General features: G+C 66.3%; 12 protein-coding genes. 7 read left to right on the forward strand and 5 right to left on the reverse strand.

Annotated elements, in window-relative coordinates; translation table 11 throughout:
* Position 1 precedes the first annotated feature (1 nt).
* A complete protein-coding gene (locus ETX26_RS13345) occupies positions 2-1489 on the reverse strand; it encodes a flavin-containing monooxygenase (protein ID WP_129525140.1) in 1488 nt (495 codons plus the stop codon).
* Positions 1490-1778: 289 nt separating this feature from the next.
* On the opposite strand from ETX26_RS13345, the gene ETX26_RS13350 reads away from it, so the two are divergent.
* Together ETX26_RS13350 and ETX26_RS13355 are read left to right on the forward strand one after the other, a co-directional pair.
* Complete coding sequence (locus tag ETX26_RS13350) at positions 1779-3506, forward strand: thiamine pyrophosphate-binding protein (protein ID WP_129525141.1); 1728 nt, start codon at positions 1779-1781, stop codon at positions 3504-3506.
* Positions 3507-3657: 151 nt separating this feature from the next.
* Positions 3658-4554 carry an iron-containing redox enzyme family protein gene (locus ETX26_RS13355; protein WP_129525142.1) on the forward strand — a complete coding sequence of 299 codons (897 nt, stop codon included), beginning with the start codon at positions 3658-3660 and terminating at the stop codon, positions 4552-4554.
* Positions 4555-4564: 10 nt separating this feature from the next.
* On the opposite strand, the gene panC is transcribed toward ETX26_RS13355, so the two are convergent.
* The gene (panC, locus tag ETX26_RS13360; protein ID WP_129525143.1) at positions 4565-5425 is read right to left on the reverse strand and encodes a pantoate--beta-alanine ligase; all 861 of its coding nucleotides are present in this window, start codon (positions 5423-5425) and stop codon (positions 4565-4567) included.
* Positions 5426-5483: 58 nt separating this feature from the next.
* On the opposite strand from panC, the gene ETX26_RS13365 reads away from it, so the two are divergent.
* From ETX26_RS13365 to ETX26_RS13380, 4 genes are read left to right on the forward strand one after another with little or no spacing between them, the layout of a single operon-like run.
* Positions 5484-6323: a division plane positioning ATPase MipZ gene (locus tag ETX26_RS13365; RefSeq protein ID WP_129525144.1), complete on the forward strand. Its 840-nt coding sequence runs from the start codon at positions 5484-5486 to the stop codon at positions 6321-6323.
* 3 nt (positions 6324-6326) lie between these two features.
* Entirely contained in the window at positions 6327-6614 is a 288-nt protein-coding gene (locus tag ETX26_RS13370) for a J domain-containing protein (protein WP_129525145.1), read from the forward strand.
* A 9-nt stretch (positions 6615-6623) separates the two neighbouring features.
* Positions 6624-8027: a phosphoglucomutase/phosphomannomutase PgmG gene (gene pgmG, locus ETX26_RS13375; protein ID WP_129525146.1), complete on the forward strand. Its 1404-nt coding sequence runs from the start codon at positions 6624-6626 to the stop codon at positions 8025-8027.
* Positions 8028-8050: 23 nt separating this feature from the next.
* Complete coding sequence (locus ETX26_RS13380; protein WP_129525147.1) at positions 8051-8887, forward strand: DUF2059 domain-containing protein; 837 nt, start codon at positions 8051-8053, stop codon at positions 8885-8887.
* A 54-nt stretch (positions 8888-8941) separates the two neighbouring features.
* Here the strand turns inward: ETX26_RS13380 and ETX26_RS13385 are convergent, their stop codons facing one another.
* Positions 8942-9799, reverse strand: coding sequence for a BON domain-containing protein (locus tag ETX26_RS13385; protein ID WP_225425784.1), 858 nt, complete (start codon positions 9797-9799; stop codon positions 8942-8944).
* Positions 9800-9993: 194 nt separating this feature from the next.
* Here ETX26_RS13385 and ETX26_RS13390 point away from each other — a divergent pair, with 194 nt between their 5' ends.
* The gene (locus tag ETX26_RS13390; protein ID WP_225425785.1) at positions 9994-12468 is read left to right on the forward strand and encodes a ligase-associated DNA damage response DEXH box helicase; all 2475 of its coding nucleotides are present in this window, start codon (positions 9994-9996) and stop codon (positions 12466-12468) included.
* 14 nt (positions 12469-12482) lie between these two features.
* On the opposite strand, the gene ETX26_RS13395 is transcribed toward ETX26_RS13390, so the two are convergent.
* Both ETX26_RS13395 and ETX26_RS13400 read right to left on the reverse strand, forming a co-directional pair.
* Complete coding sequence (locus ETX26_RS13395) at positions 12483-12899, reverse strand: ExbD/TolR family protein (protein WP_129525148.1); 417 nt, start codon at positions 12897-12899, stop codon at positions 12483-12485.
* Positions 12900-13041: 142 nt separating this feature from the next.
* Positions 13042-13488: an ExbD/TolR family protein gene (locus tag ETX26_RS13400; protein WP_129525149.1), complete on the reverse strand. Its 447-nt coding sequence runs from the start codon at positions 13486-13488 to the stop codon at positions 13042-13044.
* Between the last annotated feature and the right edge of the window lie 22 nt (positions 13489-13510).

Here is a 13510-nt window from a genome sequence, read left to right on the forward strand (position 1 = left end):
CTCATTGCGTTTCGAAGTCCTCCATTCGCGGCGCGGCTGTCTCGTCGACGAAGCGGTCGTAGGAAAAAGTCCACGACGCGGGCACGCCGTCCTTGTCGAGATACCAGCTGTCGCAGCCGGTAACCCAGACCGTCTTCCGCGCCGCTTCGCGCCGCTCCGTCTCGAACCTGCGCAGGGCGCCGGGTGTTGCGCTCACTTCCGAATAGTCACCGCGGCAGATGCCGTCGACGAGTTGCATGATGTATTCGATCTGGTGCTGCGCCACCTCAACCAGGGAGAAGTTGCCGACCGGGCTGTTGGGGCCGTTGAGCAGGAAGAAGTTGGGGAAGTCCGGGACGCTCATCGACAGATAGGCCAGGGGCCCTTCGGCCCACACATCGTCCAGATCGGTGCCATGGCGACCGATCACGCGGGTGGGCCGAATGAAGCGATCGACCAGAAAGCCGGTGGCGAGGACCAGAACATCGAGATCGTGCAGCACGCCGTCCGCCGTGCGCACACCGGCCGGTTCGATCCGTTGGATCGGTGACGTGACGAGATTGGCATTCGGTTGCTGAATCGCATCGTAGAAGGTGCTGGAGATGACCAGCCGCTTGCACGCGACGCGATAGTCGGGCGTCAGCCTGTGCCGCAGGTCGGGGTCCTTCACCGTGTCGAGATTCTCGCGGCAAATCTGCTCGATCGCGGCCAGCTCCGGCGAGTCCGCGTCGATGACAGCAGTGGCGAAGCCTTCCAGCGTCTTGGCCCGCAACTCTCGGATCAGGGCCTCGAGCGCTTCCGGGTCCTTGCGGAAACGGGCCTTCTCCTCTTCGGTGTACGGCACGTTGTCGCGGGGCAAGACCCATTGCGCCGTCCGCTGGAACAGATCGAAGCGCTCCGCTCTGGGCACCAGCGCGGTGGCAAGCTGCGCCGCGGTCGACCCGGTGCCGATTACACCGATGCGTTTGCCGTTGAGTTCGACGTCATGGTTCCAGCGGGCGGAATGGAACACGGCACCTTCGAACGTTTCGAGGCCGTCGAATCGGGGGATGTTCGGGTGATGCAAGACGCCGGTGGCGGCAATGACGAAATCGTACCTGCCCTGGTACCCTGTCGTGCATTCGAGATCCCACCCGCCATCGCGATAGTGAAGCTCCGTCACCTCGCTGGCGAAGCGGGTGCGTTGGGTAACGCCGAAGTCGTTGGCAACCCGCTCGAAATAGGCCCGAATGTCTTCGCCTGCGGCCATGAGCGAGTCCCACTCGGGGTTGCGAGCGAACGAATAGGTGTACCAGTGCGCCGCTACGTCGCATGCGAGGCCGGGGTAGGTGTTCTCCCGCCACGTGCCGCCGACGCCGTCACCCTTCTCGAACACGTCGCATTCGATGCCACGATCCTGCAGCTTGATCGCGGCCAGGATACCGGCCATACCGGCCCCTATCACTGCGACGCGCAGCGATGGGCCTTCACAGCGTTCCGAAGCTGGCCCGTTTTGCGCCGGTTCGGCCATCGGCTTTTCAAACACTCCTGTCTCCCGAGGCGGAACCATGCCGAGACAGGCCCGCGATGGCTGTGATATTGCATGCAATATGGCCGGGTTCAACCGGTTATTTCCTGCGCCCGGGGGGCGGCCCTTCCTTGCGCAACGCTTCTGCCGAACTTCGATATCACGAACATCGATCCGGAGCGGGAGGTGCGGGGGTTCGCGCGGCAACTACCATATTGCATACAATATGCTTGTGTTCGCCGGAGGCCTCGCATAGGCAACGCATACGAGCACGGAGGTTTGGGAGAACTCGATGACGAAGAAGCGCGCCGCCGGAGAACTGGTCGCCGCAACGCTGGCCGGCTTGGGAGTGACCGAGATTTTCGCCCTGCATGGCAGCCATCTCGACCCGCTCTATATGGCTTGCGAGGAATTCGGGATACGGCTCACGGACACGCGGCACGAGGCTGCCGCCGGGCACGCGGCCGACGGCTATGCGCGCTCCTCCAACGGCAAACTGGGGGTGTGTGCGATTACGGCGGGACCGGGCTTTACCAACGCACTTACCGCAATGGCCAATGCCTATCTCGACCGAATTCCAACTCTCTTCATTGCGGGCGCTGCTCCCATGCGCGAGGTCGAGGGCAACACGCTGCAGGGGGGGTTCGACTCACTCGCCATGGCTCGCCCCGTCACCAAATGGGCGCAACGGGTGGCCGAGCCCGATCGGATCGTCGAATTCGTCCGTCGTGCCGGTGAGATCGCGCTCAGTGGCCCGCCGGGTCCGGTCTTCCTCGAGATCCCCATCGATGTGATGTTCTGGCCGACCGACGAGGCACCGCCGGAAACGGCCTCCTGGGAACGACCGGTGCCGCCGGCGCCGCGGCCCGATGCAGTGAGCAAAGTCCTCGACATGCTGCGAAGTGCGGAACGGCCGGTGATCATCGCCGGGGGCGGCGTGATGCTGACCGATTCCGGTGATCGCCTGCGCCGGCTGGCGGAGCTTACCTCGGTTCCGGTCATTGCGAGTCAGAAGGCGCTGGGCGTGCTCCCGCACGACCATCCGCTCTATGGCGGCGCCGCCGCCGGGCTCGCAGCCGCGGCCGCCTCTGGCGATGCGGCCGATGCAGTCCTGCTGGTGGGTGCTCGCATGGGAATGTTCCTCGGCGGCGCAATGGGAGCGATCGTTCCTCAAGACGCCTGGGTCGCGCAGGTGGAGGTGAATCCCGAAGAGATCGGCCGGGTCCGCATGGCCGATCTGCCGATCATCGCGGACGCAGGCGCAACGATCGACGCACTCCTGACGGCCGGCCAGGAGCAAGAATGGAAAGAGCGTGCGGACTGGGCGCGCAAGCTGCGCAGTTTCCGCTCGGCCGCCCGCGACGGTTTCGCCGATGCGCCAAAGGAAGCCGGTCCCAGCAAGATCCATCCGGGCCACGCGGTCGCCGCAATCATGGACATCTTGCCCGAAGGGACGGCCGTGATCGCAGACGGAGGCGAGGCCGGTAACTGGGTCGGCGATCTCGTGCGCTCTCCGGGCGCCGGGCAGCACCTGCGGTGTGGCTATCTCGGGTGTCTCGGCGTCTCATCCGGCTTCGCCATCGGCGCCGCGCGGGCCGACCCGAACCGCCCGGTCGTCTGCTTTGCCGGCGACGGGGGCGTTGGCTTCAACATACAGGAGTTCGACACGATGGTCCGGCACGGTCTGCCGATCGTCACCGTCGTTCTCAACAACTCCGAGTGGGGCATGTCGCGCAATGCGCAGAATCTCCTCTACGGCAGGGACCGGGAAGTGATCGTCGCGCTCGACGATACCCGTTACGATATCGTCGCCAGCGGTTTCGGCGTGGAAGCGCGACACATCGACCGGTTCGAGGACATTGCCGGAGCCGTCGAGGAGGCATTCGCTTCGGGCAAACCCTACTGTCTCAATATCGCCACGGATCCGTCCATCATGCACCCTCGCACGAAGATGATGGTGGGCGACAGCAGCGGCGATGACGACGTGCCTATCCCGTACTACGCCAACATCAAGAGATGACCCCGCTGCCATAGCGGCGGTTCGATCCCCTGGACGATCATCAATGCCCCTTGCGGGGGGCTTTGCGTGCCGCCCAGGACCCGTCGGTTCTCCCGAAGCTCGGAACCAAGACCGGGCACGGCCCATTCCTTGGGCAAAGGAGAGCTTACTGATGGCCACACGTTTCATCGATCGCAGCGATGCGGAGCGATCGCAGTTTCTCACGGACAGTTTCCAGCGCGGGTTGGCGCACTGGAATCGTGAGCGCCTGCAGCCCGGATTCCCCCGCGACGCATGGCAGCGCGAACTCGAGCGCGACTTGCGGATGCAGCGGCTCGAAGGCGCATTCCTCGAAGATCTGCGGGCGGACGTCAGCGAAGAAGCGGCGGCGGCGCCGACCGATCCGGACGGATTCATCGACTGGTTCGAAGGGCTGAAAGAAACCGGTCCCGGCCAGGGCGACCCGCTGTTTCCGTGGCTGGCGGAAGAGGCGGATATCGACCAGTTCCGCTGGTTCTTCGAACAGGAAGCGGCGGGAGAAGCCGGGTTCGACGATCTCGTGGCCATGACGCAGGTCAAGCTACCGGTGCGTCCCAAGCTCGAACTCGCTCGCAATTACTGGGACGAGATGGGCCACGGCGTGGAAAAGGGGATGCATGGACCGATGCTCGACGCGCTGGTCGAGACGCTCCGGGTCGATCCCGTGATCGAGAACACCGTGTGGGAGAGCCTGGCCCTCGCCAACGCGATGACCGCCATGGCGGTCAATCGGCGCTACGCCTGGCACTCGGTCGGCGCTCTCGGCGTCATCGAACTCACCGCGCCCGGCCGTGCGGCGCTGGTTACCGAAGGCCTTCGACGCCTCGGCTTCTCGGGCAAGGAGCGGCGGTATTTCGCGCTCCATGCCGTGCTCGACGTCAAGCATAGCGAGGACTGGAACCGCGAAGCGATCCGCCCCGCGGTGGAAGAAGATCCAGCGCGCGCGACTGCGATGGCAGAAGGCGCGCTGATCCGGCTCAAGTGCGGCGAGCGCTGCTTCGAGGCCTATCGCGCGCAGCTATGGGGCTGAGGGCCGCCAGCTAAGCCTTGTCGATCGCCATATTGTCGATCAGGCGCGTACTGCCGATCCGTGCAGCGACGAGCAGGCGGGCCGGCGCCTCGCCGAGACGATCCAGTCGCGCCAGGCTCGCCGCATCGGCGATGTCGGCATAGTCGACCGAGGAGAAGCCGGCCTCGGCCAGGGCCTGCTCCAGCGCCTGCAAAGTGGCTCCCACGTCCCCGCCGGCTTCGATCCGCTCGGTCGCTTCGCGCATTGCCCGCGGTAGCGCTGCCGCTGCCTTACGTTGCTCGGGCGAGAGGTAGCGGTTGCGGCTCGACATCGCGAGCCCGTCCGCCTCGCGCACCGTCGGTACGCCGACGATGGCATCCGCCTGCGGTGCGGTGAGATCGAGATCGCGGGCCATACGGCGGATCACCGCGAGTTGCTGCCAGTCCTTCTCGCCGAACAGCGCGACATCCGGCCGAACCTGGTTGAACAGCTTGCAGACGACGGTCGCGACCCCGTCGAAATGGCCGGGGCGGCTTGCGCCGCAGAAGCCTTCGCTCACGCCGGCGACCGAGATCGTGGTGGCGAACCCTTCCGGGTACATCTGCGCTACGCCCGGCGCCCAGAGCAGATCGACGCCCTCGGCCTCCAGCAGGCGCGCGTCCTCCTCCATCTGGCGCGGATAGGCGTCGAGATCCTCGTTCGGGCCGAACTGCGTCGGGTTGACGAAGATGGAGACCGCCACGCGGTCAGCACGCACCCTGGCTCCGCGTACGAGCGTCAGGTGCCCCTCGTGAAGTGCCCCCATTGTCGGCACGAGAGCGAGGCTTTCGCCGGCTTCGCGGAATGCGGCGACGGTCGTTCTCAACACATCAAGCTCGGTCGCGGTTTGCACGTCTCCGGGGCCTCCGATAAAGCGGGCGAGGGGGTCGCTTAGCCGCTGGCGCCCGGCCATGACAACAGACAGGAAGCCCGCCGCAGTGTCCGCCAAAGTGCCGCAGCGCCGTCCGCACCGGATCGTGTTCGCCAACGAGAAGGGGGGGACGGGCAAGTCCACCACTGCCGTCCACGTGGCGGTCGCGCTCGCGTATAGCGGGGCGAAAGTGGCGGCGCTCGACATCGATGCGCGTCAGCGCACTATGCACCGCTATTTCGAGAACCGCACCGAGACCGAGGAACGGCGGGCAATAAGCCTCCCGTGCGCGCGCTGCGAAGTATTCCCCGGGAAGGCCGCCGGCGAGTTCGACGAGGCTCTGGAACGGCTGGGCGAGGGAATGGATTTCCTCGTCATCGACACGCCCGGGCGCGACGATCCGCTGGCACGCCATGCGGCGGTTGGCGCCGATACGCTCGTCACGCCGCTCAACGACAGCTTCGTCGATTTCGACCTGATCGGCCACGTCGATCCCGAGACATTCAAGGTCCGCCGCCTGAGCTTCTATGCCGAGCTGATCTGGGACACGCGCAAGACTCGCGCGCTCGAACGGCGGCAGGAAATCGACTGGGTGGTCGTCCGTAACCGCACCGGCCACACCGAGGCGCGCAACATGCAGCGCATCGAGCGGGCGCTGGGCGAGCTTTCCAAGCGCGCCGGCTTCCGCGTCGCGCGGGGCCTGTCGGAGCGCGTGATCTACCGCGAGCTCTTCCCGTCGGGCCTCACGCTGCTCGACAAGGGACATCTGGGCGAGCTCGGCACCAGCCATCTCGTCGCGCGGCAGGAGCTGCGCTCGCTCGTCGCCGGGTTGAACCTGCCCGAGCCGGCGAGCAAGGCGGCAGAGCTGGAGCCCGCCTGACCCATGTTGCGGCTGATCGTCATCCTCGCGGTCGTGTCGATCGGCTGCCGGATGATCTTCGGCAGGTGGCCGTGGGACTATCTGAAGCCCGTCTCGACGCGCGGCCAGGCGCTGCTTCGCGCGCGCAAGCTGCTCGGCGTCGACGCCCGTGCCGATCGCGGGGAAATAATTGCGGCCCACAAGCGTTTGGTGGCCATGATCCACCCCGACAGGGGCGGGACCAGTGATCAGGTGCACGAGGCGAATGCCGCGCGCGATCTCCTGCTCAACGAACTGACCGACCAACGCTGAAGGGAGCGTATGACCTACCACTTCGACCCGACCATTCTGCGCGAGTACGATATCCGCGGCATCATCGGCCAAACCCTCGGCCCCGATGACGCGCGCGCGATCGGCCGCAGCTTCGCCAGCCTTCTGCGTGAGGCGGGCGGCAGCAAGGTTGCGGTCGGCTACGACGGTCGGGTGAGTTCGCCGACGCTTGAGCACGCGCTGATCGAGGGGCTCACCGCGAGCGGGTGTGACGTCGTGCGGATCGGCATGGGGCCGACGCCGATGCTCTACTATGCAGAAGCCTCAGCCGAAGACGTACACGGCGGCATTCAGATAACCGGCAGCCACAATCCCCCCAACTACAACGGCTTCAAGATGGTCTTTCAGGGCCGGCCGTTCTTCGGGGAGGATATCCAGCGGCTCGGCCGCGTCGCTGCGGATGGCGGTTGGCGCGACGGCACCGGCACGGTCGAGGAGCGGGCGATCCTGAACGAGTACGTCGAGCGGCTGCTCTCCGGCCTCGGCGGTATCGAACCTGCCGCGCTCGAGGGGCTGCGCGTCGGCTGGGACGCCGGCAACGGCGCCGCCGGGCCCGCGCTGGAGGCGCTCGCCGCCCGCCTCCCGGGCGAGCACCATCTCCTCTACACCGATGTCGACGGCGACTTTCCCAATCATCATCCCGATCCCACGGTCGAAGCGAATCTGGCGGACCTGCGCGCGCTCGTCGCGGAGAAGAACCTCGACTTCGGCATCGCGTTCGACGGCGACGGCGACCGCATCGGCGCGATCGACGGCGAAGGCCGCGTGATCTGGGGTGATCAGTTACTGATGATTTACGCCGAAGACCTCCTCGCAAGACTACCTAGTGCGACGGTCATCGCCGACGTGAAGGCCAGCCGCGCGCTGTTCGACCACGTCGCGCAGCACGGCGGGACGCCGGTGATGTGGAAGACCGGCCACTCGCTGATCAAGTCCAAGATGAAGGAAACCGGGGCGCCGCTGGCAGGCGAAATGAGCGGGCACGTGTTCTTCGCCGACGATTACTATGGCTACGACGATGCGCTCTATGCGGGCGTCCGTCTGCTCGCCGCGAGCGCCCGGCTCGGCCGCTCGGTGACCGAGCTGCGCGGCGCCATGCCGGCCATGGTCAACACGCCCGAGATGCGCTTCCAGGTCGACGAGACGCGCAAGTTCGCCGCGATCGACGAAGTCAAGGCGCGGCTGGCGGATAGCCCTGCGGATGTCGACGGCACCGACGGGGTGCGTGTGACGACTGCGGACGGCTGGTGGCTTCTGCGCGCTTCCAACACGCAAGACGTCCTCGTCGCCCGCGCCGAAAGCGAAAGCGAGGAAGGGTTGGAGCGTCTGATGGCGCAGATCGACGAGCAGCTCGCGCTCTCGGGCCTCGAACGCGGGGCGCAGGCAGGGCACTAGATTTCGCAGGGGAAGGGGGAAAGATGAAGAACGGTATTCTCGCGGCGATCATGCTCTTTGCGGCCGCGCCCGCGCTTGCGCAGGATGAGAGCCAGCCGCCGGCGAACGCATCGCACGACGTGGAGGCGCTCGCGTCCGCATTCGGCGAGATGTTCCCCGCCGAGCCGTTGACGCCCGAGCAGGAAGCGCGCCTGCCGATGGCGCAGGCCGTCGTCGCGCACATCTTTCCGCCGGGCACCTACGCGCGGATGATGGAGGAGATGATGGGACCGATGATGGATTCCATTCTCGGTTCGATGGCGCAGATTCCGGTCGCGCAGCTTGCCGCCATCGCCGGTATGGAACAGTCGCAGGTCGCCGCGATGGGTGAGGCGAAGCTGGGCGAGGTCATGGCGATCGTCGATCCTGCCCACGAGCGCCGCAGCGCCGTCGCTTCGGACGTCATGGTGGAGATGCTGGGCGATGTAATGGAACGGATCGAGCCTTCCTATCGCGAGGGTCTGGCCCGCGCCTATGCGACACGCTTCGACCCGGTCGATCTCGCAGAGCTGGACAGGTTCTTCCAGACGCCCGTGGGCAGCCGTTATGCGGCGGAATCGATGCTCATCTTTGCCGACCCGCAGGTCATGTCGGCAATGAACGAAGCCATGCCTGCCGTGCTGGAGATGATGCCGGCTATGATGGAGCGGATGCAGCAGCGCATGGAGGACCTTCCCGAGCCGCGCGCCCTGTCCGACCTGAGCGATGCCGAGCTGCAGCGATTGTCGGAGCTGCTGGGTGTGCCGGCCGAGGAGCTGCGGGCCAAGGCCGCGGACAGTGAAACTGCTGTGGAAGGCGAAGCGCCCGGGAACGGTGTGTGATGCAAGAAGGGCCCGGATGCGCCGGGCCCTTCGCTTCGGTAATGGCGAAGCAGGTCAGGTTCCGCTGTCTTCGTCGAGCGTTCTGCCGGCGCTCTCGTTGCGATAGCTGCGTGCGTTAACCCGCAGATTGTTCTGCACGTGGCCGACACCGGACACGTCTTCGGCGCAGTCTTCCGCACGGCGCTTGTCGAAGCGGCTGTCCACCGTGCCGTCGAGCGTGACCTCGCCGTTCTCGACCGACACCTGGATACCGCTGGCATCGAGATCCCAGTCGTCGGTCAGCGCGTCGCAAACGTCTTCGAGGATGCGCTGGTCCGAACGGGTGTAGTTGGCCGGACCCCGTCCGCGATGATCCATCCGCCGCCGGCGTGCGGCATCCTGGTCGCCGAACCAGCTTGCCACCTCGTCGCCCGCGCGCTCCAGAAAACCGCGGTCCTCGTAGCGGTCGGTTTGGCCGCGATGCGGCTCCACGTCGTACATGCCCGAGCCGTAGGCGGCCGACATGCCGCCGAAGCCGGCGCCATAGCCGCCGTAAGGCCGACGGTCGCCCGCGGCGAAATCCCGGCCGGGCTGGTCGCTCCCGGTAAAGCTGGTGAAGCCGCGACCTTCGCCGGTGTCGAAACGCGCCGGGCCGAAGCTCGAACGATAGCGGGACTGCGCGGCGCCGCGGTCCTCCCGCTCGCGCCATCCACCGTGCTCTGTGCGCGCCTGACCTCGATCGCGATAATCCTCCCGATAGCCGCGGCGCTCGCCCATCTGGCCCGCAGGTTCGTCGTACCGATCCTCGCGGTAGTCGGGCTGCCCGTATCCACCGGCCTCGAACTGGTCGGCCTGGCCGTAGTAGTCGTCGCGATAGTCCCGGCGGCGCCTCTCCTGGCGGCCACCCGAGCGATAGTCGTTCCTGTAAGCCATCGATCTCTCCTGCGTGTTTCAGGGGTGTCCGGCGTGGAATCGCCAGAGATTCCGCCGCGCCGGCCTGTTACACCCCAAGAACGCGTGAAGGGGTCGATCGTTGCTCGTTCCGGCGCGCACGTATGGCGCTTCGGCGACCACGCTTTGGCCGGAAACCTTTCGCCACGACGGTGAATCTGGTGCAGTGGAAGGTCATGGACGATCGGTGCTCGATGCCTGACGCGAACGTCCCGCGCGAGATCGCGGCGTGGTTCGATGCACGCGGCTGGCGGGTGCGACGGCACCAGGCCGATATGCTTGCGGCAAGCGACGGGGGGCGGCACGCGCTGCTGGTGGCCGATACGGGGGCGGGCAAGACCCTCGCCGGCTTTCTGCCGACGCTGGCGGATTTCTGTCCCTCCCGGCTCGCGGGCGCTCCGCCGCCCGACGGGCTGCACACGCTCTACGTCTCGCCGCTGAAGGCACTCGCGCACGACGTGCAGCGCAACCTGCTGACGCCCGTTGAGGAGATCGGCCTGCCTTTGCGGATCGAAACGCGCAGCGGCGACACCCCGGCCGACCGCAAGAAACGCCAGCGCGGCCGGCCTCCGCACGTCCTGCTGACCACACCTGAATCGCTCTCGTTGTTGCTCAGCTATCCGGAGAGCTTCACCATGTTCGCCGGGCTGAAGCGGGTGGTGATCGACGAGGTTCATGCCTTCGCAACCGGCAAGCGCGGCGACCTGCTCGCGTTGTCGCTGGCCCGGTTGCAGGCGATCGCGCCGGCGATGCAGCGCGCGGCACTCTCGGCCACGGTCCCCGATCCGGAGGGTTTCCGCGAATGGCTCGCGCCGTGGGGTGAGATCGATTCGGTCGCGCTGGTCGAGGGGGAGAAGGGCGCGCCGCCGCAGGTCGAGATCCTCCTGCCAGAAGAAGAACGCGTGCCCTGGGGCGGGCACGCGGGGCGCTGGGCGATTCCGCAGCTCTACGAGGAGATCCGCCGCAATCGCACCACGCTGGTCTTCACCAACACGCGGTTTCTTGCCGAGTTCGTGTTCCAGCTCCTGTGGGACGTCAACGACGACAACCTGCCGATCGGCATCCATCACGGTTCGCTGTCGAAGGAGGCGCGGCGCAAGGTCGAGGGTGCGATGGCGCGCGGCGAGCTGCGCGCACTGGTGGCCACCGCCAGCCTCGACCTCGGCGTCGACTGGGGGGACATCGACTGCGTCGTGCAGATGGGTGCGCCCAAGGGCTCTTCGCGTCTGCTTCAGCGCATCGGGCGCGCGAACCACCGATTGGACCAGCCAAGCCGCGCGATCCTCGTGCCCGGCAACCGCTTCGAGTTTCTCGAGGCCACGGCAGCCAAAGACGCGGTCGACGAGGGGCAGCGCGACGGGGAGGACTTCCGCCCCGGAGGCCTCGACGTGCTCGCCCAGCACGTCATGGCCTGCGCCTGTGCAGCGCCGTTCGACGAGGTGGAGCTGCTGGCGGAAGTACGCGCCTCGCTCACCTACGCATGGGTCGATGAGTCGGTGTGGAAGCGCGTGCTCGGCTTCGTCGAGAACGGCGGCTACGCGCTGAGGGCCTACGACAGGTTCAAGCGTATCGTCCGCGGCCGGAGCGGTGTCTGGCGCCTGTCCCACCCCGAGCATGCGCAGCGCCACCGGATGAACGCCGGGATCATCGTCGATTCGGAAATGCTCACGGTGCGGTTCCGCAATGGCCGCCAGCTCGGCAAGGTGGAGGAACGTTTTGCGGCGTCGCTCTCACCAGGGGATACCTTCTTCTTCGCGGGCATGAGCCTCGAGGTCGAGCGGGTGAAGGACATGGAGGTGACGGTGCGCGCCGCGAAAAAGTCGGCGACGATCCCCTCCTACGGCGGCCAGCGGCTGCCCTTGACGACGCATCTTGCGGAGCGAGTTCAGGCGATGCTGGTCGACCGCGCCGGTTGGGCGCGCTTTCCCGACGACGTGCGCGAATGGCTCGAGGTGCAGGACTGGCGCAGCCGTCTCCCGGGCCCCGGCGAGCTGCTGGTCGAGAGCTTCCCGCACGCAAAGAAGCACTACAGCGTCTACTATACTTTCGAGGGATGGAACGCGAACCAGAGCCTTGGGATGCTGATCACGCGGCGGATGGAAGACCGCGGGCTTCTGCCGGGCGGCTTCGTCGCCAACGACTACTCGCTCGCGGTCTGGGGCCTCAAGGCCGTCGCCGATCCGGCGCCGCTGCTGTCGCCGGACATCCTCGCGCACGAGTTTGTCGACTGGGTGCAGGATTCGCACCTGCTGCGGCGCGCGTTCCGCGAAGTCGCGGTGATTGCCGGACTCGTTGAAAGGCAACACCCCGGCAAGCGCAAGACCGGCAAACAGGTCACCTTCTCGACCGACCTGATCTACGACGTGCTGCGCAAGTACGAGCCGGATCATGTCCTGCTCGAGGCCGCCTGGGCCGACGCGCGGGCGCGACTGACCGACGTCGGGCGCCTAGCGAGCCTGCTCGAGCGGTCGGCCGAGCAACTCGTCCACGTCGAACTCGATCGCGTGAGTCCGCTGGCGGTGCCGGTCATGACGATGATCGGGCGCGAGGCGCTGCCGCAGGGCTCGGTCGACGAGGAACTGTTGCTGGAGGCCGAGGGCCTCGCTGCCGCCGCGATGCGGGTCGACGCGGCGGAAGATCGGGCGGACTAGGACCTGGCGCCTGCTCAGCGCGCGGCGAAGGTCCGGTACTTCTCGTTGCCGACGAAACCGAACCGGGTGATCCCGGCCGCCTCGATCGCGTGCAGTGTGCGTGCCGAAGCGGCGTAGCTTGCCTCCGACACCGGTTCGAACTGCAGCTCCGGCTCCACGGACATGCGCCGCGTTTCCGCCAGCAGTGCGCGGAGCTGCGCGTGGTTCACGGCATTGCCGTTCCACAGGAGTCGGTCGCTGCCGTCGACCACGATATGGTTCTTCACGTTGTTGACTTCGGGACAATCGGCACAATCGCGCGGAAGGTCGATCTCGACCGAATGTGTTGCCGCCGGGATCGTGATCACGAACATGATCAGGAGGACGAGCATCACGTCGATGAGCGGAGTGGTGTTGATTTCGCTCAGAGGACGGCTGTCGGTTACTGCCATGGCTCTTCTCCCACAGTGTTGTGTGACAACATACCATGGCCCGGGCGGGGAAACAAACCGGGCTTGCCCGCTTCGCTCAGCCCACAAAAAAGGGGGCGGATTGCTCCGCCCCCTCGTATTCCCTTGGCCGGACCGGCCGGTCTCACGCGCCGTCGGCGGTCCCGAACGTCCGGTACTTCTCGTTGCCGACGAAACCGAACTTGGTGACGCCGGAAACCTTGATGATGTTCAGCACCTTCGCCGAGAGATCGTAGCTCGCGAACTGCTCGGGCTCGAACTGGAGCTCGGGCTCCGGATCGATCGATTTGCTGATCTCGAGATTGCGCACCAGCTCGCTCTGGTCGATCGCATCGCCATTCCAGAGAATCTCGCCCGTCTCGGTGAGGACGATCTTGTTCTGGATCGGGTCGATCTGGTCTTCCGGCGGCGGGTTCGGGTTCGGCGCCGGAAGGTCGATGTCGACCGAGTGCGTCGCAACCGGGATCGTGATGATGAACATGATGAGGAGCACGAGCATGACGTCGATCAGCGGCGTCGTGTTCATCTCCATCATCGGGGTGCCGTCGTCGCGGCCGCCTGACATTGCCATGGTGGGCTACTCCTGAATTCTG

This window comes from Pelagerythrobacter rhizovicinus, from assembly GCF_004135625.1.
Lineage (GTDB): Bacteria > Pseudomonadota > Alphaproteobacteria > Sphingomonadales > Sphingomonadaceae > Pelagerythrobacter > Pelagerythrobacter rhizovicinus.

Bases quoted from the DNA above. Each gene is read 5' to 3' on its own strand.
- ETX26_RS13385 (WP_225425784.1), bottom strand. From the start codon at position 9,799: ATGGCTTACAGGAACGACTATCGCTCGGGTGGCCGCCAGGAGAGGCGC.
- ETX26_RS13365 (WP_129525144.1), top strand. From the start codon at position 5,484: ATGACAACAGACAGGAAGCCCGCCGCAGTGTCCGCCAAAGTGCCGCAG.
- ETX26_RS13395 (WP_129525148.1), bottom strand. From the start codon at position 12,899: ATGGCAGTAACCGACAGCCGTCCTCTGAGCGAAATCAACACCACTCCG.
- ETX26_RS13350 (WP_129525141.1), top strand. From the start codon at position 1,779: ATGACGAAGAAGCGCGCCGCCGGAGAACTGGTCGCCGCAACGCTGGCC.
- ETX26_RS13345 (WP_129525140.1), bottom strand. From the start codon at position 1,489: ATGGCCGAACCGGCGCAAAACGGGCCAGCTTCGGAACGCTGTGAAGGC.
- ETX26_RS13390 (WP_225425785.1), top strand. From the start codon at position 9,994: ATGGACGATCGGTGCTCGATGCCTGACGCGAACGTCCCGCGCGAGATC.
- ETX26_RS13370 (WP_129525145.1), top strand. From the start codon at position 6,327: ATGTTGCGGCTGATCGTCATCCTCGCGGTCGTGTCGATCGGCTGCCGG.
- ETX26_RS13380 (WP_129525147.1), top strand. From the start codon at position 8,051: ATGAAGAACGGTATTCTCGCGGCGATCATGCTCTTTGCGGCCGCGCCC.
- pgmG (WP_129525146.1), top strand. From the start codon at position 6,624: ATGACCTACCACTTCGACCCGACCATTCTGCGCGAGTACGATATCCGC.
- ETX26_RS13400 (WP_129525149.1), bottom strand. From the start codon at position 13,488: ATGGCAATGTCAGGCGGCCGCGACGACGGCACCCCGATGATGGAGATG.
- ETX26_RS13355 (WP_129525142.1), top strand. From the start codon at position 3,658: ATGGCCACACGTTTCATCGATCGCAGCGATGCGGAGCGATCGCAGTTT.